The 22,068-nt window shown below is 59.0% G+C and carries 22 protein-coding genes and 1 tRNA gene; 13 read left to right on the top strand and 10 right to left on the bottom strand.

Going from position 1 to position 22,068, the window contains the following annotated elements; genetic code table 11:
• The first annotated feature begins 62 nt into the window (after positions 1 to 62).
• Complete coding sequence (locus METLI_RS10310) at positions 63 to 809, top strand: DUF128 domain-containing protein (protein ID WP_157203268.1); 747 nt, start codon at positions 63 to 65, stop codon at positions 807 to 809.
• On the opposite strand, the gene METLI_RS10315 is transcribed toward METLI_RS10310, so the two are convergent.
• Positions 800 to 1,573, bottom strand: coding sequence for a TrmB family transcriptional regulator (locus METLI_RS10315; RefSeq protein ID WP_004040157.1), 774 nt, complete (start codon positions 1,571 to 1,573; stop codon positions 800 to 802). The genes METLI_RS10310 and METLI_RS10315 overlap by 10 nt on opposite strands.
• A 101-nt stretch (positions 1,574 to 1,674) precedes the next feature.
• Between METLI_RS10315 and METLI_RS10320 the strand changes: the two genes are divergently transcribed.
• Together METLI_RS10320 and METLI_RS10325 are read left to right on the top strand one after the other, a co-directional pair.
• Positions 1,675 to 2,925, top strand: coding sequence for a COG1361 S-layer family protein (locus METLI_RS10320; RefSeq protein ID WP_245529363.1), 1,251 nt, complete (start codon positions 1,675 to 1,677; stop codon positions 2,923 to 2,925).
• Positions 2,925 to 3,671, top strand: coding sequence for a glucose-6-phosphate isomerase family protein (locus METLI_RS10325; protein WP_004040161.1), 747 nt, complete (start codon positions 2,925 to 2,927; stop codon positions 3,669 to 3,671). The genes METLI_RS10320 and METLI_RS10325 overlap by 1 nt, the downstream gene beginning before the upstream one ends.
• Here the strand turns inward: METLI_RS10325 and METLI_RS10330 are convergent.
• A complete protein-coding gene (locus METLI_RS10330; RefSeq protein WP_004040163.1) occupies positions 3,628 to 4,362 on the bottom strand; it encodes an NAD+ synthase in 735 nt (244 codons plus the stop codon). The genes METLI_RS10325 and METLI_RS10330 overlap by 44 nt on opposite strands.
• 110 nt (positions 4,363 to 4,472) lie before the next feature.
• Positions 4,473 to 5,384, bottom strand: coding sequence for a TIGR00269 family protein (locus METLI_RS10335; protein WP_004040165.1), 912 nt, complete (start codon positions 5,382 to 5,384; stop codon positions 4,473 to 4,475).
• A gap of 33 nt (positions 5,385 to 5,417) precedes the next feature.
• Between METLI_RS10335 and METLI_RS10340 the strand changes: the two genes are divergently transcribed.
• The 5 genes from METLI_RS10340 (at position 5,418) to METLI_RS10360 (ending at position 11,748) form a co-directional block, all read left to right on the top strand.
• Positions 5,418 to 6,275: a serine/threonine-protein kinase RIO2 gene (locus tag METLI_RS10340; protein ID WP_004040168.1), complete on the top strand. Its 858-nt coding sequence runs from the start codon at positions 5,418 to 5,420 to the stop codon at positions 6,273 to 6,275.
• Positions 6,272 to 8,236 carry a DUF460 domain-containing protein gene (locus METLI_RS10345; RefSeq protein WP_004040169.1) on the top strand — a complete coding sequence of 655 codons (1,965 nt, stop codon included), beginning with the start codon at positions 6,272 to 6,274 and terminating at the stop codon, positions 8,234 to 8,236. The genes METLI_RS10340 and METLI_RS10345 overlap by 4 nt, the downstream gene beginning before the upstream one ends.
• Entirely contained in the window at positions 8,229 to 9,089 is an 861-nt protein-coding gene (gene thiL / locus METLI_RS10350) for a thiamine-phosphate kinase (protein WP_004040171.1), read from the top strand. The genes METLI_RS10345 and thiL overlap by 8 nt, the downstream gene beginning before the upstream one ends.
• 51 nt (positions 9,090 to 9,140) lie before the next feature.
• Positions 9,141 to 11,255, top strand: a complete 2,115-nt coding sequence (locus METLI_RS12875; RefSeq protein ID WP_004040173.1) for a KAP family NTPase — start codon at positions 9,141 to 9,143, stop codon at positions 11,253 to 11,255.
• Between the two features lie 292 nt (positions 11,256 to 11,547).
• On the top strand, positions 11,548 to 11,748 hold the full coding sequence (locus tag METLI_RS10360; RefSeq protein ID WP_004040196.1) for a hypothetical protein: 201 nt from the start codon (positions 11,548 to 11,550) through the stop codon (positions 11,746 to 11,748).
• 63 nt (positions 11,749 to 11,811) lie between these two features.
• Here METLI_RS10360 and METLI_RS10365 read toward each other — a convergent pair whose 3' ends face one another.
• Positions 11,812 to 12,498, bottom strand: a complete 687-nt coding sequence (locus METLI_RS10365) for a TIGR00266 family protein (protein WP_048104219.1) — start codon at positions 12,496 to 12,498, stop codon at positions 11,812 to 11,814.
• A 231-nt stretch (positions 12,499 to 12,729) separates the two neighbouring features.
• Here METLI_RS10365 and METLI_RS12525 point away from each other — a divergent pair, with 231 nt between their 5' ends.
• Positions 12,730 to 16,503 (top strand): lectin like domain-containing protein, encoded by a 3,774-nt coding sequence (locus METLI_RS12525; RefSeq protein WP_004040198.1) that lies wholly within the window; start codon positions 12,730 to 12,732, stop codon positions 16,501 to 16,503.
• Between the two features lie 59 nt (positions 16,504 to 16,562).
• Here the strand turns inward: METLI_RS12525 and METLI_RS10375 are convergent.
• From METLI_RS10375 to METLI_RS10390, 4 genes are all read right to left on the bottom strand, one after another.
• Positions 16,563 to 16,634, bottom strand: a tRNA-Ala gene (locus METLI_RS10375).
• A 137-nt stretch (positions 16,635 to 16,771) separates the two neighbouring features.
• A complete protein-coding gene (locus METLI_RS10380) occupies positions 16,772 to 17,782 on the bottom strand; it encodes a transcription initiation factor IIB (RefSeq protein WP_004040199.1) in 1,011 nt (336 codons plus the stop codon).
• Between the two features lie 327 nt (positions 17,783 to 18,109).
• Positions 18,110 to 18,766 (bottom strand): histidinol phosphate phosphatase domain-containing protein, encoded by a 657-nt coding sequence (locus METLI_RS10385; RefSeq protein WP_004040202.1) that lies wholly within the window; start codon positions 18,764 to 18,766, stop codon positions 18,110 to 18,112.
• Positions 18,763 to 19,035, bottom strand: a complete 273-nt coding sequence (locus tag METLI_RS10390) for a signal recognition particle subunit SRP19/SEC65 family protein (protein WP_004040203.1) — start codon at positions 19,033 to 19,035, stop codon at positions 18,763 to 18,765. Before METLI_RS10390 ends, METLI_RS10385 begins: the two co-directional genes overlap by 4 nt.
• Before the next feature lie 54 nt (positions 19,036 to 19,089).
• Here METLI_RS10390 and hypB point away from each other — a divergent pair, with 54 nt between their 5' ends.
• The gene (gene hypB, locus METLI_RS10395; protein WP_004040204.1) at positions 19,090 to 19,737 is read left to right on the top strand and encodes a hydrogenase nickel incorporation protein HypB; all 648 of its coding nucleotides are present in this window, start codon (positions 19,090 to 19,092) and stop codon (positions 19,735 to 19,737) included.
• A gap of 86 nt (positions 19,738 to 19,823) precedes the next feature.
• Complete coding sequence (locus METLI_RS10400) at positions 19,824 to 20,201, top strand: 30S ribosomal protein S8e (protein WP_004040205.1); 378 nt, start codon at positions 19,824 to 19,826, stop codon at positions 20,199 to 20,201.
• 22 nt (positions 20,202 to 20,223) lie between these two features.
• On the opposite strand, the gene METLI_RS10405 is transcribed toward METLI_RS10400, so the two are convergent.
• Complete coding sequence (locus METLI_RS10405) at positions 20,224 to 20,562, bottom strand: DsrE family protein (protein WP_004040206.1); 339 nt, start codon at positions 20,560 to 20,562, stop codon at positions 20,224 to 20,226.
• Between the two features lie 168 nt (positions 20,563 to 20,730).
• On the opposite strand from METLI_RS10405, the gene METLI_RS10410 reads away from it, so the two are divergent.
• Both METLI_RS10410 and METLI_RS10415 read left to right on the top strand, forming a co-directional pair.
• Positions 20,731 to 21,156: a hypothetical protein gene (locus METLI_RS10410; protein ID WP_004040207.1), complete on the top strand. Its 426-nt coding sequence runs from the start codon at positions 20,731 to 20,733 to the stop codon at positions 21,154 to 21,156.
• Complete coding sequence (locus tag METLI_RS10415) at positions 21,153 to 21,614, top strand: DUF2240 family protein (RefSeq protein WP_004040208.1); 462 nt, start codon at positions 21,153 to 21,155, stop codon at positions 21,612 to 21,614. The genes METLI_RS10410 and METLI_RS10415 overlap by 4 nt, the downstream gene beginning before the upstream one ends.
• Positions 21,615 to 21,622: 8 nt before the next feature.
• Here the strand turns inward: METLI_RS10415 and METLI_RS10420 are convergent, their stop codons facing one another.
• Positions 21,623 to 22,021: a 30S ribosomal protein S6e gene (locus METLI_RS10420; RefSeq protein WP_004040209.1), complete on the bottom strand. Its 399-nt coding sequence runs from the start codon at positions 22,019 to 22,021 to the stop codon at positions 21,623 to 21,625.
• Positions 22,022 to 22,068: the final 47 nt, after the last annotated feature.

Consider the following 22,068-nt stretch of genomic DNA (forward strand, 5'->3'; position numbering starts at 1 on the left):
CGTCTGCACACCGCGCCGACCTGCATGGAATGATTTTTCTCTTTCTGTGGCAAGAGTATGGTGTGAATAACCCCCTGAAATTTCTCAACCACCTGATCGAAGAGGAGGCGATGCAGGTGACCTATGACCCTGCGGAGAACGAGGGAAAGGTCATTTACAATCTCTCTCTTGTGGATGCAGACGATCTGGATGCTGTGATTGCAATCATGAAAGAGACCTACAGGGCAGGCATCAGCCCGAGCGGTCTGGTCCAGATCTTTCAAACCGGAGAAAAGGCCGGAGGTTACGCCGTTCCGAAAGGAAAGGCAGGGATCTGCACCATATGCTCGATCACCCTTGACGGCGTGATGATCAGGCGAGGCGCCCCCCTCCATCCGATTGGCGGGGGCGTTGTGCAGATCGAGAATGGAACTCCACGGCGCTTCACCGATATGGTGCTCTATGATGCTACGACCATCGACCCTCTCGAACTGCTTGTGTCCCAGGAGATCACCAACGTCTCAGGGGTCATTGCGACAGGGCGGGGAAACGTCCTCGCCAACCTTCGGGAGTGCCACATGGAGGCCGAGTCCACCGTTGCGGCCGTCATTGAAGACCTGGAGCGGAGCATGATCGCCGGCGTGCTTGAGATCGGACCGCCGAACGCCCCCATCCTCGGCTTCACCTGTTCACCCCAGTATTTCGGCATCGCAATACTCGGCGGGACCAACGTAATGGCAGCGGTAAAAGAAGGCGGATACCATGTCGAGATCAACTCGCTCAAGGGCCTGATCGACGTTTCCAGCCTCGAACCGATCCATCACTTCTGATCCGGGATCCCGCCATAGCCCCGGATCAGGGACCAGTACCGGGAAAAAAAACGGTAAAACCCTTCAGACTCCGAGTACAGGGCGATTGGCATCTCCCCCTCCGAGCCCATCACCACCATTACCTTTGAACCGTCAACAAAGAATATTCCTGCCCTCTCATTGCTCCCCATCTCCTTATGCCAGATCGGCGGGACGATGGCGCTGATCAGAATGCCAGGGAGCAGCGACTCCTCACAGCGATCGGTGATCACCTCCACCCTGACCCTGCCCGCCGCCATGGAGAGGGGTTCGCCGAGATCCTCGATGAGATTCCAGTTCCCCAGCACATCGACCCGATCAGTTGCCTGAGCCATGAGATCCCGGATCCTGCTGATAATGTTTGCATCGCCGGTGATGGTCCAGACCAGTTCCTGGCCGCCCCCATCGGGTGTTTTTCTCCGGTCGTAGAGTTCCTGGAGCGTTTCTTTTGCATACGACGCTTTTTCGCCTATCCCCCGCATGAGGGAGTCAACCGCCTCCGTTGGAGGGAGGGCCGAGAAGCGTTTCGGGGCGGTATGGGAAACCGTCACCAGATTTCTCTGGATGAGCCGGTCGAGGACAGGGTATGCCGATGCGCGTGGCACGCCTGAGAGTTCATGGATCTCGGTCGCCGTTGCTCTGGTGACCTGGAGGAGGGCGACATAGACGAGCGCCTCATATTTTGTAAGTCCAAGCGTTTTAAGGGCATCTGTAATCGTGCCCGAGGATTCCGGAGAGGGGTGCATCACATAACTATTAATAGGATCTGCAGATAAATGTTGTTACAACAATAACAACACGGTGAACCTACATGGATATCAGGAAATTACTCTTTCTCAGTCTTTTTATGGCTGTGCTCACCGTCCCTGCTCTGGCCGGGGTGGAGTCTCTCTACGGCAGTCCGGATCTGTCTGCAGCCGTTTCAGGCACCAATGAGTTCGCTCCCGGCGACGAGGTCACGCTCCAGGTGATCGTCTCGAACACCGGCCTGAACACGGTCATCCAGGTGACATCGTCCACAATATCCCCGCCAGACGCCCCGAACCTGGCTAAACTCGTGCAGGCAGGGCTTTCTGCGGGAAGCGCCCCCTTCACGATCAAATCCGAGCCCCAGCAGATCGGCGATATCGCCGGCGGGACGAGCAAGACCGTGAATTTTGTTGTGAAGATCGACAGGAATGCGCCGGCAGGCTCCTATGACCTCCCGCTCGGCCTCACCTACACCTATGCGGACTGGACCGACTCCGAGAGCGGCACCCTCATCAGGACCGGTTATCTCAAAAAGACCGAAACGATCAACATCCCGGTAAAGGTGACCTCCGATGTGAACCTCGAGGTCGTATCCGCCTCTACTGAGTACCTCAACGTCGGCACCGAGGGCTACCTTCACCTCACGCTCAGCAACACCGGCCATGAACAGGCGACGAAGGCCGTCGCGACGCTGGTGCGGGACAGTTCCAGCCCCCTGATCCCGACCGACGGGAGTGTCTATATCGGCGACTTCAACCCCGGCGATGTCGCCACGGTCACCTTCAAGGTCTCGGCCTCGAGCAATGCCGGGGCCCAGACCTATCCTATCGGCGCCTATGTAGAGTATAAAAAGAGCAACGGTGAGACCTCAAAATCAGATACTGAGACCGTAGGGGTACCAGTCGGCGGCAAGATCGAGTTCGCCGTCGTCTCGGAGGCACCGGTCGTCCGTCCGGGTGAGAAAGCCACCCTGGAGGTCACCTACAAGAACACCGGCGCCGCAATGGCGTATAATGCCCAGTCCAGGATCAGCTCAGTCGATCCCTTCACCTCCAGCGACGACACGGCGTACCTCGGCGACCTCGCCCCTGGCGAGACGGCGGTCGCCCGCTACTCTGTGACTGTCGACGCAGGAGCGACGATCAAGCAGTACGGCCTCGACACCGAGATCAGGTACCGCGACGCCCTTGACAACAGCCAGATCTCCGACACGATGAAACTGCCCGTCTCGGTGGAAAAAACCGGTTCGGCCACAGATATCTTCTCGAACCCGATCGTAATCGTCCTCATCGCCGCCATCCTGATCGGGGCAGGGTATTATATCTTCAAAAAGCGCAAAGCCGAGTAATGTTTCACTGGAACGGACCACTGCCAGAGCCTCACATCCGCACTCTTGCCGATATGAAGGGTGTTCTGGCGGCACCCGACATAGGGGCCGACGATCCCGACCGCCCCCTCTATTTTATGTATAGGGATCTCGCCCTGAATGAAGAAGACCGTTTGTGGCTTTCTGCCCGGTCCCTGCGATATGATATGACCGTGATCCCGCCGGGCGTCATCGGCCCCGAGTTTGTCAAGACAAAAGGTCACTATCACCCGGAAAACCCCGCCGGCGTCAGATATCCCGAAGTCTATGAGGTCATAGAAGGAGAGGCGCATTTTCTGCTCCAGAGGCCCGACGCCTCTGATGTCGTGCTGGTGAAGGCCGGGGCCGGAGATGTCGTGGTGATCCCGCCGGGGTTCGGCCATGTGACGATCAACCCGGGAAATGTCGACCTGGTGATGGCAAATCTGGTCTCGACCGCCTTTTCAAGTGACTACGCCCCCTATGCGGCGATGGGCGGGGCCGCATGCTATGAGATGGCTGACGGCACGTTTGTCAAAAATCCGCGGTATCCAGGCACCGCCACGGTACGGATGGCGGCGCCCCTGCCGGTGCCGGCCTTCTGCACGGCGCCGGGCACGCCGATCTACGGCCTTGTCGGAAGAGAGCGATGTCTCAGCTTCCTGAACCGACCTGAGGAGTATATCGAGGCGTTTAATGCGTGCCTCAGAGATGTGGGGGAGAACTGCGTTTGTGCTCCGAGGCCCTGACCCTTCGGAGCACCCGCTCTTCTACCTCGTTCCCTGCCTTCCAGCCTGAACGCTCCAGCGACTGCAGAGCAGCGTCTATCTCCGGGTAGGTGAGACCCAGCTCGCCCTCGTCGGTTTGCCCTGCCCAGAGCCCGGCCGAAGGCGGTTTTTCGAGGATACGTTGCACGATGCCCATCGCCCGCCCCACCGCAAAGATCTCGGTCTTGTAGAGGTGAAGGATCGGCTGGATATCTGCGGCGCTGTCGCCGTGTTTTGTGCAGTAGCCGAGCATGTACTCGGTCCGGTTCGACGTGCCGCAGACGAGCCGCCCTTCCCGGTTCGCGATCGCATACAGGATCGCCATACGCGTCCTGGCCATCAGGTTGCCGGCGAGGTACGGCGTATCGGTGAGCCCGGGATAGCCGCGGTAGGCCTGGAGCACCGGCTCGATCGAGAGTTCCCGGCACTCGATCCCGATCGATCGGCAGAGTGCCTGTGCGTCTTCGATATCCTCCGATACGGTCACCGCACTCGGGAGGCAGACGCCGACGACCCGTTCGGGTCCGACGGCCCGCGCCGCAAAGGCGGCGGCGACGGCGGAGTCGATCCCGCCGCTGACCCCGACGACGATGCCGCTCGCCCCTGCACTCCAGACTGCATGGCGGATCATCTGATCCACCGCCTCCATCTCACATCCGATTGCTCTCTCCATTGCAACGGGCTCCTTCGCCCTCCACCTCTGGCGCATAGGGGTTAAGATTTTTTCCTATGTATGTGCTCTGGATCCCCGGCACCTCCGTTTTGAGGGCGGAAAAGACCTGCTTATTCTCCCCGCGCCTCCCTGACCAGACTGCAGGAGCGGCAGGTGTCGCCACAGGGCTCCCCGCACTCAGGGCAGACTCTCAGCCGCGAAGGGGTGTCCCCGCAGATGGCGGGCAGGTGCTCGCCGAGATTTTTGAGGGCATATTTTGTGGCCGGGTGGCGATAGGCGTAGTCGTTGAGCAGGGTCCGCACGTCGGCCCTGAGGGCGTTATGGGCGTACGGGCACCCCTTCTCAGTAAACCCGCCGAAGCGGAGGATGGCATAGAGCGCCACCTCCCGCTCGGGGACGGCGGCGAAGGGTTTGATCCGCGGCACGACGCCCGGCACCGGCGCCGACGTCCTGACCATCCGTTCGGCATCCCCCCGCAGGGCATTCATCAGCACCGACTGGGCCTCGTCGTCGAGGTTCATACCCATGGCGAGTCTGGTGGCGCCAAGGCTCCGCGCCGCCGTGTTGAGACAGTGACGGCGGATAACCCCGCAGTAGGTGCAGGAAAGGGCGTCGCCCAGCCTCTGCACGATCTGATCGGTGGTGGTGCCGACGATCTCCTCGAAGGAGACGCAGTGCCAGGTTACGCCGCACTCCTCCGCGATCCGGCGCGCCGCAGCGGTATCCCGATATCCCGCGATCCCTTCGTCCACGGTGAGGGCGATGATCGAGAGGTCACGGCGCTTGCCAAAGGTCTTTGTGAGAAAATAGAGAAGCGCACTCGAATCCTTCCCTCCGGAGAGGGCAACGGCGATCACGTCGCCCGAAGCGATCATCCGCCTCTGTCTGATCTCCCGTTTCGCTTTCGCCTCAAGGTCGGCGATGAAATGCTCGCGGCAGAGATGGAGCCCGGAATAACGCTGCCAGATGATCGCCTCACGTCTGCATTTCGAACACTGCATCGCATCAACCCGGTCATACATTTATCCGTTTGCCTGATATAATCTGTAGTATTTATGCCACTTTCACCGGACTATATCAGGTTACTCCACAAATATGACCTCCGCATCCTTCAGGCCCTTGAACGGATGATGCAGCGTTACGAATGGGTGCCGCTCGACGTCCTGAAAGGGGCGACGAGGCTCTCAGACTCAGAACTCGAGTACCGGTTGCAGCGGTTGATCGAGTGGGACATGGTCAGATACGATGCCGTGCCGTACCAGGGCTATGCCCTGATCTTTCCGGGCTACGATGCGATCGCCCTCCATACGCTCAGCCAGCGGGGGACGGTCTCGGCCCTTGGTTCACTTATCGGGGTCGGAAAAGAGTCCGAGGTCTATGCCGGCCTCGGCCTGGGGCCCGTGGTGCTGAAGTTCCACCATATCGGCCAGCAATCGTTTCAGGCGGCCAGAAAAGACCGCGGCTATATGCCCGAGGCCGGGCACTGCCCCTGGATCTTCGCCTCGGCCCGCTCTGCCGAGCAGGAGTATCTGGCCCTGCAGCGCCTCTCTCCCGATGTCTCGGTTCCGGTGCCGATCGATCGGTCCCGCCATGTGCTCGTGATGTCCGAGGTGCCGGGCGCAAACCTGAACCGCTGTGTGCTCGAGGACCCGGCCGGGGTGCTCGACGAGGTCCTCCAGAACGTGCGGCTGGCGTACCGGAAAGACATCATCCACGGCGATCTCTCTGAGTTCAATATCATGGTTGGGGAGGAGGGCGTCTGGATCATCGACTGGCCGCAGTGGATCTGGACCTCGCACCCGAACGCCGATGCGATCCTCCAGCGCGATATCGAGAATGTGCTCAGGTATTTTAAGAGGAAATACCGGATAGACTATCCCACCGTGGAGGCGGTGGGTGTGGTGGTCGGTTGAAGGTCTTCGGGATCGATATCATCAGGGGGTCGGTTCGGTCGCGGACCCGCCGCCCTGTCTATGCACTGGTCGTCATCGAGGACGGTCAGGTCGTCTCCACCGCGCAGATGACGGCGTTTGCACTCTCCAGACGGATCGCCGCAGAGGAGCCCGATATTCTTGCCACCGACTCGGTGCAGGAACTTGCTCCTGACCAGCACGACCTGGTTTCGTTCATGCAGACCCTGCCGACCGGGACCATGCTCGTCCAGGCGACCGGCGGCGAGCGCAAAGAGACCCTCCAGAAGGTGGCCGCGCGCTACAACATCCAGGTTGAGCGGACCGACCCCTTTGCCGAGGCCGGGGCGGCAGCACGGATCGCCTACCTGGGGGGCGGGGCGGCGGTGATCGCCTTCGAGAAGACGACCGAGATCACGGTTTCACGCCACCGTTCGCCTGGCAAAGGGGGGTGGAGCCAGAACCGCTATATCAGGAAGATGCACGGGGCGGTGCGGGAGCGGGCCCGCGACGTGGAGGGGCACCTGGTGGCGGCCGGTCTCCGCTACGAAAAGACCGAACGCCTTGCCTTCGGCGGGTTTTCCCGCGTCCACTTCACGGTCTATGCCTCCCGCGATGCGATCCCGGTGCGCGCCTCGACCGCGGCAGACGTGCAGGTGCGCATCGAGGGGCGGAGACTCGACCGGATCAGGTACGAGCCCCTGACGAAAAGGCCCAGGTACCTGATCGTGGGCATCGATCCCGGAACCACGACCGGGATCGGGGCGGTGGACCTGGACGGCGAGGTGGTAGAACTCTTTTCTTCCAGACAGATGGGGACGGCCGAGGTGATCGAGCATATCACCGGCATCGGAAAACCCCTGATCATCGCATCCGACGTGCAGCCGATGCCTGACGCGGTGGAGAAGGTGCGGCGGGCCTTCAATGCGATCGCCTATGTGCCCCCACAGGACCGGTCGGTGGAGGGGAAACTGGAACTGACGGCTGGGACCGGGTATGCCAACCCCCATGAACGAGACGCCGTTTCCGCCGCCCTCGACGCCTACCGCTCCCTGAAAAACAAGTTCCAGAACATTGCAAAACGGGTGCCGCCGGGCATCGACCTCGATGAGGTGCGGGCCGGGGTGCTGCGGGGACGGTCGATCGAGGCGGTGCTGGCCGACCTCTCGGGCAGGCAGAAGCCCGCGCCCGCACCGCCGGAGTCGCCGCAGCCCCAGCCGACGCCGCCTGCACAGGCCGACGATCGCCTTGTCCAGCTCGAACGGCAGGTCCGCCGCCTGCAGGCGTTCGTGCAGGAACTTGAAGAGGGGATTGCCGGGAAGGACCGCGAGATCGCGAGCCTGAAACGGCAGATCAGGTACGAACGTTCCGAACGGGGGAAGACGCTCCAGCGGGACACCGATATTGCCACGCGGGAGGCGATCATCGCGAACCTCAGGACGCTCCTGCGGAAGGAAGAAAAACGGAATAAGAGCCTCAGGAAACGGATCGAACGGATGCGGCGGGTCGAGGAATTACAGATCGGCGAGGGGCAGGTCGCTGTGAAGGCGATTGCGTCCCTCACCCACGACGCCGTCCGCAGCCTGGCCGCCGACCTCGGTCTTGTCGAGGGCGATGTGATCGCGGTTGCGACGACCGGCGGCTGGGGGCGGAGCGTGGTGCGGGAGATCGCCGATGCGAAGGCGGCGGCGGTGGTCGTTCCGGGCAAGAGCCTGGAGGGGCTGGACCCGCACCTGATCGCTGCGGCGCTTGCCGCCTCCCTGCCCCTGGTGGCGGCGGGGGCGATCGGGCTACGCCTCTCGGGAAAGATCGGGACCGCCGACGAGGAAGGGTTCGCCGCAGCCCTCGCCGCATGGGGGGAGCGGGTGGAGGAGCATGAACGGGAGAAGAGGGCGGCGATGTTAAACCAGGTCTTCAAGGAGTACAGGAGCGAGCGGGAGAAGGAGGTGCGGCGGCATGGATGAACGTTCGCTGATCCGCTCGCTCGTTCCCGTCCTTGGGGCGGCGGCGACGGCCGACGACTGTGCGACAATCCAGCACGGCGGCGAGTGGCTCGTCCTCTCCACCGATATGCTCCACGAGACGACCGATTTCCCGGCCGGGATGACTGACCGGGAAATCGGCTGGATGGCGGCGGCGGTGACGATCTCGGATATTGCGGCGATGGGGGCGCGGCCCGTCGCCCTGCTCCTTGCGACCGGCCTCGACCGCCCAGAACGCCTGGCCGGGATCACGGCGGGGGCGCTCGAATGCTGCCGGGCCTATGGCTGCGACCTTGCCGGGGGGGACACCGACGCCCACACCGAACTGACGATCGTCTCCACCGGCCTCGGGACCGCTCTGCGGCCGGTCAGGCGGAGCGGCGCGGGGATCGGGGACCTGATCTGCGTCACTGGCTACCTGGGCGGGGCGCAGGCGGCCCTTTCCGGCTATGACCAGTTCTGGGAGCGCTTGATCGCGCCCGAACCACGCGTCGCCGCGGGCCTCGCCCTCAATGCCGGTGGGGCGACGGCGATGATGGACGTCTCGGACGGGCTTGCGATGTCCCTCCACGACATGCTCGGCGTGAACGACTGCGGTTTTACGGTGGAGACGGTCCGTCTCCCCATACCGGACGGTGTCCCTGCGGAGGAGGGTCGGGATTTCGCCCTTTTCGGCGGCGGGGACTTCGAGCTCCTCTTCACGGTCCCGCCCGAACGGTTCCCGGTGGCGGGAGTGGAGGCGACGGCGATCGGGCGGGTCGTGGCGGAGCATGGTGTCTGGGCCGACGGCGCCTCCCTTCCGGCGCGGGGATATGTGCACACATGGACAAAATAAAGTCGCAATCAAAATGCAATCTTAATACCTCATCCTCTCATAATGCCGTTTATGGAGATTTGCTATTCTAATGATGCCCCTCTCGAAGATCCCGCAGATGATGCTCTTGATATTGCTCCATTTGCGAAAAATCTTGCAGATGCTATCCCGGCAATGTTCAATCCTCAGGGTTTTGTGGTTGCAATATATGGGGAGTGGGGATCTGGAAAAACAACCCTCCTTAATTTTATAAAATATTACATTGGACAAATACCTGAATCAAATAAACCATTGATTATTGATTTCCACCCCTGGTGGTTCTCTGGGAGGGAAGATCTCATTCGGAGTTTTTTTAATCAATTTGCCGGGAGTGTAAGCAGGTGGTTTGGAAAGTCTGCAGAATGTGCAAAATTATTAGCGCAATTTGCTGATGCTCTTTCTCCAGTTAAGATCCCTATTGTTCAGACGGTGAATTATATTGCAGATAAGGCAGATCCTACGAAACGCGATGTTCCTGCTTTGAAAGAAGAGATCAAGAGATCTCTGAAGCAGAAGAATCGGCGGATCCTGATCGTCATCGATGACATCGATCGGTTGAGCTCGGAGGAGATACGGTTATTATTCATGGTGATTAAAGATATTGCCGATTTTCCAAATGTTGTTTATCTACTCGCGCTTGATAAACATATCGTAAGTGGAGCATTAGATCAGATCCATGGTTTTGATGGGACGAAATATCTTGAAAAAATCGTTCAAACAGGTTATGATCTTCCTCATCCTGATAAAAAATTACTGAGAATGATTCTTTCCAAAAAAATAGATAGTATTCTTGAAGGTACTCCTAAATATTTATGGGATAAGACCCGCTGGCAAAATATTTACTTTGATGGTATCGATCATTTTGTAAAATCTCCGCGAAATGTGCAACGCTTCTCTAATGCATTATTATTAACGTATCCTGTGGTGAAAGGAGAGGTGAACCCGGTTGATTTTATTGCAGTTGAATATCTGAGACTGTTCTGTCCCTCTATGTATCATTTTATTCAGGGATCTGGAGAAATCTTCGTTGGATCTGTTGATATTCGCTTAGATCCTGATCCTGATAAAAGAATAAAATTAAGGCTGGATACCCAACTTGAACAAATTCCTGAGCAAGATCGAGAATCTGTCAAAAAATTGCTCTTCAGAATATTTCCCAAAACCAATTATTATTTTGGAGGCGCGTCATATGGGAGTGATTGGCTCCCTGGTTGGAGAAATAGTCTTCGAGTGTGTACCTCTGAACATTTTGACACATATTTCAGATTATCTTTGTCCCAGGGTCAGATGTCCCAAACAGAGATTCAATCGATCCTTGAATGTATAGATAAACCTGAGGTTTTTGAACAGACATTGATAAATCTGAATCGTCAAAAACAAAGAAACGGCCTTTCGAACCTATCATATTTTTTGGAATGCCTCTTAGATCATGCCGCTCTCGATATCCTAGAGGGTGCAGCAATCCCTTCTATAATCTCCACATTTTTTAAGGTCGGTGATGATCTCCTCTGCCTGGAAGATGATGAGCAGCGTTTCTCAATTTACGGTAACGATGATCGGATCCTTAGGATTGTATGGAGACTTTTTGATCGTTTGGACGAGGCAAAACACTTTTCCTTGTTAGAAGATGCAATCCGTAGAGGAGATTCTATCTCTTTAATTGTGAAACTGATCACGATTTATGGCAGACAGCACGGAAAATATGGCACAAATGAGGAAACTGATGGAGAACGGATCATAAGCCTTGAACATCTGAGAGTACTTGAGGAGCTTACATTGGAAAAAATCCGACAGGCTTCTCAAGAGGGTTCTCTTATTGATACCCCACTTCTGTGGCGTGTTTTATTTTTCTGGAAAGAGAATAGACATGATGGAGAAGTCAGGTCATGGGTAGAGGAAACAACCCGTAATGATGATAAGTTACTGCTTTTTCTGGATCAGTTTATATCGGCAACATTCACTCAGTCCGCTGATGATGTAATCTCGGAACAACATTGGATTCTTGCTTCAAAGAGCATCAGTGCGTTCATTAATCTGGATGAGTTAAAGGGTCGTGTTCAAAATCTTATTGAATCCAAAATTGATCTAACGGAACGTCAGAGGGAGGCATTGACTAATTTCGTCAGTGGAGTTGAAGAGCCTCTCTGAGGGTGTTGTAATCAGTGAGATTTTGGTGACAATGACCGGTGCTCTGATATGGGCCATAATTCTGACTCTGGCATGCAACAGGAAGATCTTTCATGGCATGTCTCTGTCGGGATGGGGTTGTACCCCCTCCCATGCCCACACCCGCCTGCGATTGGGGCCGATAGGGATCATGCAGATCCGCAGGTTAAGGCATGGCTGTTCCATGATTTGTTTTGAGGGGCGTGTTTAACCATATCTACGAGCATTGAGGGTGCGCAGTTATTTCTCACCTTCCCTCCTAGGTAGATTCGTGATGTACCATCTCTTCAGAAGAGATATCCTCGTCCTCTTCGTCGCAGTCATGGCCGGCATCGCTGCCGGAAACTATGTCAGGGCCCTCTACGGGAGCAGCGTCCTTGCCGTCCTCGCCTCGGCGGCGGCGATCGTCGCCGTCGGGGCCGCGGCTGAGTACCTGCTCCGGCGGTTCTGCAGCCCCATGAGAGAGGGGGAATGACCGGCGCTCCTTCCGGGTTAAGAAAAAAAGGTTGGATCGGGCCCAGATCATGAACCCGCCGTTTCACTTCCCCGACGTGTTCTGGGGGAGGAACGGGATCAGGGAGGAGGCGAGTTTTGCGATGTCCATCGACTGGAGGACCACCTTGCCCGGCCCGGTGAGAGTGGTCAGGAAGAGCCCTTCGCCGCCAAAAAAGACCGTCTTCACGCCCCCGGCCATCTGGATGGAGTAATCCACCGTGGCGTCGAAGCCGACGACGAGCCCGGTCTCCACCTTCACGACCTCCCCCGCGGCCAGGTCCATCTCGATGGTGTCACCGCAGCAGTGGAGGAAGGCGGTCCCCGAACCCGAAAGGCGCTGGAGGATGAAACCCTCGCCGCCGAAAAAGCCCGATCGGATCTTTTTGGTGAAGGCGATGTCGAGGTGCACGCCCTGTTCAGAGCAGAGATATGCGTCTTTCTGGGCGAGGAACTCCCTGCCGGTGACGTCGACCGGGAAGATCCGGCCCGGAACGTTCCCGGCGAAGGAGACGAAACCGCTCTCCCCCTGCGGCGTGAACTCGGTCAGGAACAGGCTCTCGTTCGTGAGCGCCCGTTTCAGACCGCCAAGCAGCCCGCCCTTCAGGTGGGAGTCCATCTGCATGTTCCCGCTCATGTTCACCATGGCGCCGGCCTCGGCATTGACCCGCTCCCCCTGCGCGAGGGTGAGTTTCACCATCTGCAGGTTGTCACCGATGATCTCGTATTTCATGGTCAGTTCCCGGGGAATATTCGATGCCAGGAGGATATCACCCTTCCCCTTTTGATCGGGCGAGAGGAGGCCAGGGAAAAAAGCCAGATAAACCAGATTATTGCACTTTTTGAATCCAGCATGCATGTAAAAAATACAAATCAGATATATTTGTAAACTAATAGATACGATTTATTGATATATCATATCTCAATCATAATTTTCTGAACGCACTCCCATCAGGTGTTCTCCATGAAAAAAAAGACACGATATTATTCTCTGATGCTCTGCGCCCTGATCGCCCTGCTTGCCGTCCCGGGCATATCAGGAGCGACGATCGAGGCCGCACCGCTCAACCCTGCCTTCCTGGAATACCTCGAAGGGCAGGAGGCGGCGGCAGAAGGCGCCATGCAGACCTGCAGTATTGCCTCGTCCCCTGATGAATTCAGATATCCCCTGACCGGTCTCTGCCCGGCCCCTGCAACACCGATCTGGTCAGGGCAATCTGTCGATCCGGTCGGCTCGAGCGCCCTCCCTGCATCCTTCGACTTAAGGGACGAGGGGAGGGTCACGCCGGTGCAGGACCAGGGGAAGAGCGGGACCTGCTGGGCGTTCGCCACCTATGCCTCCCTTGAGTCGAACCTGCTCACCAGGACCGGCACGGCATGGGACTTCTCCGAGAGCAACATGAAGAACCTCTGCTCGAACCTCTACGGAGGTTTCGATTGTGGTCCAGGCGACGGCGGTCAGGCCTTCATGTCCACCGCCTACCTCACACGCTGGTCCGGACCGGTGAACGAGACCGACGACCCCTATCTCCTGCCCGTGCCATCGAACGACTCGCCGACCGATCTTTCGCCGGTGGTCCACGTCCAGAATATCACGTTCCTCCCGCCGCGGGATGGACCGCTCGACAACGGCCTGATGAAGGAAATGATCCGCGAGGAGGGGGCCCTCTGGGTGGGGTTCATTGTCAACTGGTCCTGTTTTGCCGACAACTACCTGACCTACTACCGCCCGGATGACGGCACCTATGAGAATGAAGGCGGTCATGCCGTGGCCCTCGTCGGCTGGGACGACAACTACCCGGCGGAGAACTTCAGTGTCACGCCGCCCGGCGACGGCGCCTTCATCGCCAAAAACTCCTGGGGTGAGGGGGTCGGCGACGGCGGCTACTTCTACATCTCATATTACCAGCCAGAACCTGGCAGGTTCTGGGACAGGAACTCCACCTTTGTCGGGGACCAGCGCGACTACTGTTCGGTTCTCTTCACCGGGGAGGCCGCAAATTCCCTGGGACACGCCTACCAGTACGACCCCCTCGGCTGGACGAACAGCCTCGGCGCAACCGGCTCCACCACCATCTATGGTGCGAATGTCTTCACGGCCGGAGACTACGAGGACCTGCGGGCAGCAGGTTTCTACACCCGTGAACCCGGCACCGACTACACCGTTTCCGTCTTGCGCTCCATCAACACCCCGACAGGCGCCACCCCCGTCCCCGTGGCGCAGGTCACCGGCACCGCCGCCCTCCCGGGCTACCACACCGTCCCGCTCCCCGACCCGGTCTTCCTCTCACCGGGCCAGACCTTCTCGGTGGTGCTGGAGGTCGACGCCCCGACCGACACCCACCCCCTTGTCGTGGAGATGCCGATCGCGGGGTATTCCTCCAATGCCACCGCAGCGCCCGGAGAGAGTTATGTGAGTCTCGATGGCGAGCAATGGGCCGACCTGACCGCGATCTTCCCTGACACCAACGTCTGCATCAAGGCATTCACCACCGACGCCATCGTGGTGCCGCGGGACTACCCCACCATCCAGGCGGCGATCGACGCCGCCGATGACGGCGACACGATCGTCGTGGAGAACGGCACCTATGATGAGCACCTGAACGTCACAAAATCGGTCACGATCGTCGGCATTGGCATGCCGGTCGTGAATGCTGCCGGGAGCGGGTCGGCGATCACGGTCACCGCCGACGGGGTGCACCTTTCCGGCATCGCTGCAACGGGCGCGAGTCCGGTCTTTGAACCGACCGCCTACAATGCAGGCATCCGGGTCTTTGGGGACGACGCCCTCGTCGAGAACTGCTCATCATACCAGAACGGTGCATGCGGCGTCTTTGTATCGGATGCCGCGGGTGCGGTCATCCGGGGCAACGAGATCTCTGAGAACCCCTACGGCATGATCCTGTGGAACTGTTCCAGGGCCATCATTGCCGCCAACAGAGTCCATGACAACGACCGGCTTGGCATCGAGATCGATGAGACCGACGGCGCCATGCTGGAGGGCAACACCGTCCAGGAGAGCGACGGGCAGGGGATCGGTCTCTATTATACCGCCAATACTACGATGCAGGGCAACGTAATGGAAGGGAACGCCTGGAACTTCGTGTATTATGGCGACGACCCGGCGCCCGGGAACAGTGTCGATACCTCCAACACCGTTGACGGACGCCCGATCGTCTACCTTGAGGGGGTCTCAGGGATGACGATCGATCCCTCCAGCAATGCGGGTGCGGTCTGCTGCGTCGGTTGTGACTCGATGAGCATTGAGGGTCTCGCCCTTCAGGAGACCGGTTGCGGCATCAGCCTCCTCTCGACGCGGGAGAGCAGCATCGAGGGGTGCGCCATATCCAACGCCTATGACGGGATCCATCTCTCCAATGTCAGCGGGATCGCCATCGAGGACTGTTCAATCACCGCATCGAGGGTGAACGAGTGGTTGATCAATATCGACAGGGCAGAGAACTGCAGCCTCGTCGGCACCACGCTGACCGGCCTCGGCGAGTCCGGCATGGGGATGTACAACGTCTCAGGGGCTGAGATCACCGGGAACACCATCAATTTCACCTCGACCGGCGGCCCTCTGAGGAGTGTGGATATCAGTTCGCTCACCAACAGCACGGTCAGAGAAAACCTGCTGGATCTCTCCGGGATAGATCTCTCTGTGGACGGCCTCAGAGGCAATCTGGTCTACCGCAATAACATCGTCCTTCCGGCACCGGTTCCAGCAGTTCTGTCCTCTGCTCTGTCCCTGCAGGAAAGATCCCCTGGTTATGCCCGCATCAAGCCAGTCTCCGACCTCCTTGACCGAGATGCCCAGGGTTCAAGCGTTTCTTGTGCGTCCGCAGCAGCCGTCCAGGCCGGGAACACCTGGCATTCGCCAGATCCGATTGCCTACTGGTACCGCGGGATCGGGCAGACGAACTTCACCGGAAACCACTGGAGCGCGTATGGCGGCACCGATGCAAACGGCGATGGTATCGGTGATACGCCGTTTGTAATCGCGGCGGATGAGACCGACCCCTACCCGCTGACGGAGCAGTTCGAAGCATATTCGACCGCACGCCCCTCAGATGGCAGTGAATCCTCCTCAGACGGCGCATCCGGTGCCTCAGGCAACCTGAATCCAGGGGAAACCGCATCGTTGCACTTTTCAGGCTCGGCGGTGACCGAAATCAGCATCGCGGCAGGGCAGCGGATCGACGGGATCATGGTGACCATTGCCCCGGCGTCCTCCGGGCCTGCCGGTCTGGACGCACCTGTCTACCAGTATCTCGTCGCAAACCTCACCTACACCACCGACGATGCAATTGCAGGGGCAGTCTTCACCTTCGAGGTATCGACAGCCTGGCTGGAGGAGCAGGGGCTCTCACCCGGCGATATCAGCCTCTGGCGCTACCACGACGGGGCATGGGCAGCGCTCCCGACTGAGGTGCTCAGGGAGGAGGACGGCCGGGTGTACTTCCGTGCGACCTCGCCCGGGTTCTCGTACTTCGCGGTGGCCGGTGGCCGGACCATGACGGTGGAGCCGGTCGGGACGGTTCCGTCAGAGGAGCCCGGCGATGCAGGAACGGTCAGGAATGTAACGGCAACAGGGAGCGCGATCTCAGGCACACCGGTTTCGACGACCACTGAACCAGGAACACCGACCGAAACGACGCCGCAAAAGAGCCCGGTCTGGTGGGGAGCGGCGCTTGCGGCGGTCGGAGGGATGGCGCTCGGCCTGAAGGGGAGGCGGTGAGCCCCTTCATCTCATTTTTAAGGCTTCACGCTCTCGATTTTTATACTGCAAAAAGCGAGTGGACCCGGCGGGAATTGAACCCGCGGCCTCATCGTTGCGAACGATGCGATCTTCCCCTGATCTACGAGCCCGCGACCGGCACAATGCCTGATCCTGCCTGATAATGTTGCCCCCGTTCCTTTATATCCCTTCCTGATGGTGACATCCGGGCGGTGCAGGTTGATGGGGAGCGCGGCGTACACGCGCGCACGGGCGATAAAAAAAGAGATCAGAGAATGATCTCGATATCGAGTTTCTCTGCGAGTTCCTTGTACCGGTTCCTGATGGTGACCTCGGTCACCCCGGCGACCTCTGCGACCTCGCGCTGGGTCCGTCGTTCTCCCGAGAGGATCGAGGAGATGTAGATAGCGGCGGCCGCAACGCCGGTCGGCCCCCTGCCGCTCGTCAGCTCGCGCTCGCCGGCCTGGCGCAGGATCTCCACGGCACGGCTCTGCACCTCCCCCTTTAAGGTGAGGCCCGAGCAGAACCGCGGAACGTAGTCGATCGGCGAGGTCGGCAGGAGTTTCAAGCCCAGTTCACGCGAGATAAACCGGTAGGTGCGCCCGATCTCTTTCCTGGATACCCTGGACACCTCGGCGATCTCGTCGAGGGTTCGGGGCACCGAGCACTGCCGGCATGCGGCATAGAGGGCGGCGGCGGCGACCCCTTCAATGGACCTGCCCCGAATCAGGTTCTTGTCCACGGCGTCGCGGTAGATCACCGCAGCAGTCTCCCGCACGTTCCTTGGAAGACCGAGGGCCGAGGCCATCCGGTCCAGTTCGGAGAGGGCGAAGGCGAGGTTCCGCTCGGTGGCGTTCGAGACCCGGATCCGCCTCTGCCACTTGCGCAGACGATAGAGTTGCGCCCGGTTCTTCGACGAGATGGCGCGGCCGTAGCTGTCGCGATTGCGCCAGTCGATCATCGTCGAGAGACCTTTGTCATGGATCGTAAAGGTCATCGGAGCCCCGACACGGGAGCGCTTCACCCGCTGGTCGTGGTCGAAGGCACGCCACTCAGGGCCACGGTCGATGAACTCCTCGTCAATGACCAATCCGCAGCTCTTGCACACGAGTTCGGCCCGTTCATAATCATGGACGAGCTGGCGGCTGCCGCACTCAGGGCATACATTTTCCGTCGCCTCCTCGCGCTTCTTTACCTGCTCCGTGACCGCGGTACGCGACCTTTTTTTGAGGGCCTCGCGCTCGCTCTGAAGCATTTTCAGTTTTTCGATTTCTGCCATTTCCCGTCACCTTTTGTATAGAGTTTCTCTCCCAGGCGCCCGCTGCAGCCCCCTCTGCAGGAGACTGCAGCATATGGCGAGGATACATTCCCGAAGATATCCACAACCTTTCCAACTGGCTTGAGGCGCCTATCGAGCACGTCACCATAGAGGCGGGGCAACTGCGCAGCGTCGCATCTGAGGATCAGCGTATGAGAACCGCAAATTTTAATAATGGGCCCCACCAGTTTCAATAGAATACCCCATAAGAACTCCCCCTCAGGTGGAGTGATATTTATAAATGGGAGTTATCAATATTTAAAGATATCGACAAAATATAAATACGGATCATCTCCCGAGTAAATCCGAAACAATTTTTAGGGATAGTGATCTCGTAACTTCTTCCTCTGTTAGCCCTGCCCCGCGTGCTACTGCCACTTTTGCCTCTCGGCCGAGAAGGTCGGAGGGCGCATGGGCATCCGAGTCCACCACGATCATGCAGCCCGCCTCCCGCGCCGCCACCGCCACATAACCGTTCGTCCGGTTATGCCCGTTTCGCGAGGTGATCTCAAGAGCGACCCGGTTCTTCGCGGCGAGACGTGCATCCTCAGGGGTGATGAATCCCGGATGAGCAAGGATGTCCACATCGGCACAGGAGCAGGCGGCATGATTTGTACCCGGGGCGACCGGTTCCACCGGCGACTCGCCATGCACGACGACAATGTCTGCTCCCTCATCGCGTGCATAGGCTGCGAGTTCGGCGATCTCCTCCGGGGGGACGTGGGTGATCTCCACCCCGCTGAGGAGACGGACGCCATAGCGCGCGGCGCTCTTCCTCAGGCATGCGGTGGCGGCGATCACCTGCGCGATATTCGTGCAGTCGACGTGATCGGCGATGGCGACGATCTCGTAGCCGAGCACGCTGAGGCGGCGGACCAGCTCGATGGGGAGGAGTTCGCCGTCGCTCATCGTGGTATGGGTGTGCAGGTCGTAGAGCCCGCTCATCGCTTCACCTCAATGGCCTGCGCCACCTTCCTTATGACCTCGCCCTTCGGTTCAGTGCAGGTCACCGCCACCCGCCCCTCACGTTTGTGCCAGTGTGCCGGGTGGTGTTTCTCCTCGACCCGGTAGGGATAGCCGCATTTTTTCAGTGCTGCTTCGAGTTCCATGAGAGTGAGGCTCTTTACGGCTCGGCCCCGGGGGACGCGCCGCCCCTCAGCCCGCTTCAGCCCGGCCTGAAAATAGCAGGGATAGAGGATGCACAGACGTTCCATTGTTCATTAGGTAGATGGTGAATCTATATAGCCATCTCCCTCATACCCATCTGTATGCACCACATCGACGTCAGGATCGAGAAGGATGTGTACGCGGCGAACGACCGTCTCGCCGCTGCCAACGCTGCCCACTTGAAGGAACACGGGGTCAGGGCGTTCGACCTCCTCGGTGCGATCGGATCGGGGAAGACGGCCCTGATCGAGCGGCTTGTGCCCCTCCTCGCCGCCCGCGGCCTTGCAGCCGGGGCAATCGCCGGCGATGTCTATGGCGACGACGATTTCAAGCGGATCGTGGCCCTGGGCATCCCGGCCGTCAACGCCAATACCGGGACCGAGTGCCACCTCGACGCCCACCTCGTCGAGCACGCAATCGACCACCTGCCTCTCGACAAAATCGACGTGCTCTTCATTGAGAATGTCGGCAACATGGTCTGCCCGACCGACTTTGCCCTCGGGGCCGAGAAACGGATCGTCATCGTCTCCTCGACCGAGGGCGACGATGTGGTGAACAAGCACCCGATGATGTTCCGCGGCGGTTCGATCGGCGTCATCAACAAGACCGACCTCGCCCCGCTGGTTGGCTGCAATATGGACCGAATGGAGGCGGACATGCGGCGGTACAACCCGGAGATGAAGGTATTCAGGACAAATATGAAGACCGGCGAAGGCGTTGCCGCTCTTCTCGACGCCATTATCGAGTGATCGGATTTAAATCCGATGAGCCAGAATATATATAGCACTCTGATAGGGATTATCGGTCTCACAGAACGAACACCTGAGGTGATACTATACAGTGGCAAGGTAGATCAGTCCGGCGCCTGACCGGCGGAAGGAACCACCTGGCGAGCGGCAAGAAGCGCTTTGAGCGCGGTCGCGCACCGGCGGAAACACATGTAGGCGAGAACAGGAACCGGCTTATGCGGGTTCACGGCGGAGACGTGAAGGTACGGGCGCTGCGTGCGAATGTCGCCGCAGTCTCGAGCCCCTCGACCGGCGAAACAAAGAAGGTCGCCATCCAGACCGTAGAGGCAAACCCGGCAAACATCAACTATGTGCGCCGGAACCTCCTCACCCGCGGTGCGATCATCAGGACCGAGATCGGGCGCGCACGGATCACAAGTCGCCCCGGACAGGACGGCGTCGTCAACGCGGTCCTGATCGAATAACCCTTTTTTTGTTTCGCTACTTTTATGGCCGGATATAGGCGTAGCCCTCGGCCTGCCGCCGCACAATCTCCCCGACACCAGAGGGCACCACCCGGATCGCCCGCGGAAAATCATCCCGTGTAAATCCAAGCGCCCGCATACTGTTGGCGCATACCGCAAACTGGACACCCTGCTCCACATATTCACGAAAAAGGCCGGCGTACTGTCCGGTGAGAAGAAAAGCCTTCACCCCTTCGCTGTTCGCCACCACTTCGACGACAACGGATCCGCCGAGGTCATCGAGAAGGTTCCTGACATTCGCAAAGACAAGGGGAACCTTTGCCAGCTCGTCGAGATGGAAGATCGTCCGGTAACCGTTCATGCGTCAGTTCACTCCCGTGGCCGCCGTGCCGGCGGCAGGTCAACGTCCACCCCTACCATGCCGCCCCATATCCACCTTTCGCTTCGTCGGGGTTGCGATGCCTTCCTGGTGGCTGACTCCTGTGCGGACGATCAGCAGAGATTATCTGATCCTGTTGCCCATACGTGTATGATGCGCAGAGTATACTACCGGTTTCCCAGCCGTTTCGATCTGAACTTCACCATCGGCGAGCCGTTCGCACGGGCGATCGGGCGGATCGCCGCCCTTCACCGCACCCATACCAACCAGAGACGCGGCGCCGACCTTTACAAGCACGATATTCTTCTCGAGATCGCCGACGATCGGACACGCTTTCTCCCGGTGGACCTCCTGCCGCGCCTTGCCGACGAGGTGACCGAGTCCGCGGATTTCAGGATCTCGATCCACGAGACGCTTCTGCGGGCCGAAGGACGTCGCCCGGTCTCAGAGATCGTCTTTCTGGTCAGGATCGTCGATCGGGGGGCGCAGTCAGAGGTCTTTGTCGTCAAGGAAGGAACAGCCGGTTCGATGGACGCACTCGGCCTGAAAGATCTCCTGAAGGGTGCCTGCGAGTGAGCCTGAAGGTCACGGTCGCCGCCCCTTTCAAGCAGATGCACCGGGGCGATCTCGACAAAAACCAGTTCGTTTTTTTCCTTGCTCTGGACAGGAAATGGATGAATGTCGATCAGGCACATACGGTCTTGCGTCTTGCCGCGTCTGCAGGGCTTGTCAGGATTGAAGGGGGGAAAATATCGCCGCTCTTCGATGTCTCCTCGGTTTCGATCCCCCTCGGCTTCAGGCCGGGAGAGGAGATTTTCGCCGCCCCAGATCCCTGTAGCGACCTCGTGGCGCGGATCGCCAGGGAGACCGGGCAGAAGGAGCAGGAGGTGGTTGCCGCGATGAACCGGACGATCGAGGAGTTTGATGGGAACCTGAGAGTGGAAGCTGCTGCTGTGCTGCTGGCGCGGACATACGGGGTCGGGTGGTCCGACCTCCTGCCTGCACTCCGCGAGAATCTTCTCAGGGAAAAATAGGATATTTTTTAATTTTCTGCTGCTTCGGCCTTGCCGAGGAGTTCGTCCATGGACTTTTCGCCATAGGCTGCGACGACCGCGTTGATCTGGACGAAGTCCTGCGTGATCTCGTTACCGCGAATAGTCTTTCTCCTCCGCTCACCCTCATGCTCAGGGTGGAAGCCGAACCCCTTCGAGAGAAGGATCTTCCTGCGGCCTGCACCCGGCAGGTCTTTGCGTGCAGCGATCCCGGTCCGGTCGGATCCCCCGGTAATCTGAAGGCTGTATCCGGCAAGGCCGAGAGCCGCGCCCTCGACCTTGTCCCCGATCTTCTTTCCGACGAATGCTGATGCTGCCGCCCCGCTCGCCTCAATATTGTAGGCGCGGCCAGCTTTTCTGTCAGATACGACAACTTTGAAATCGACCATTATCTCTGGCTCCTTCTCGACCTGATGCTATCAGACGTGTCTATAAA

Origin of the sequence: Methanofollis liminatans DSM 4140 (assembly GCF_000275865.1) — an archaeon.
GTDB classification, from domain to species: Archaea; Halobacteriota; Methanomicrobia; order Methanomicrobiales; family Methanofollaceae; genus Methanofollis; species Methanofollis liminatans.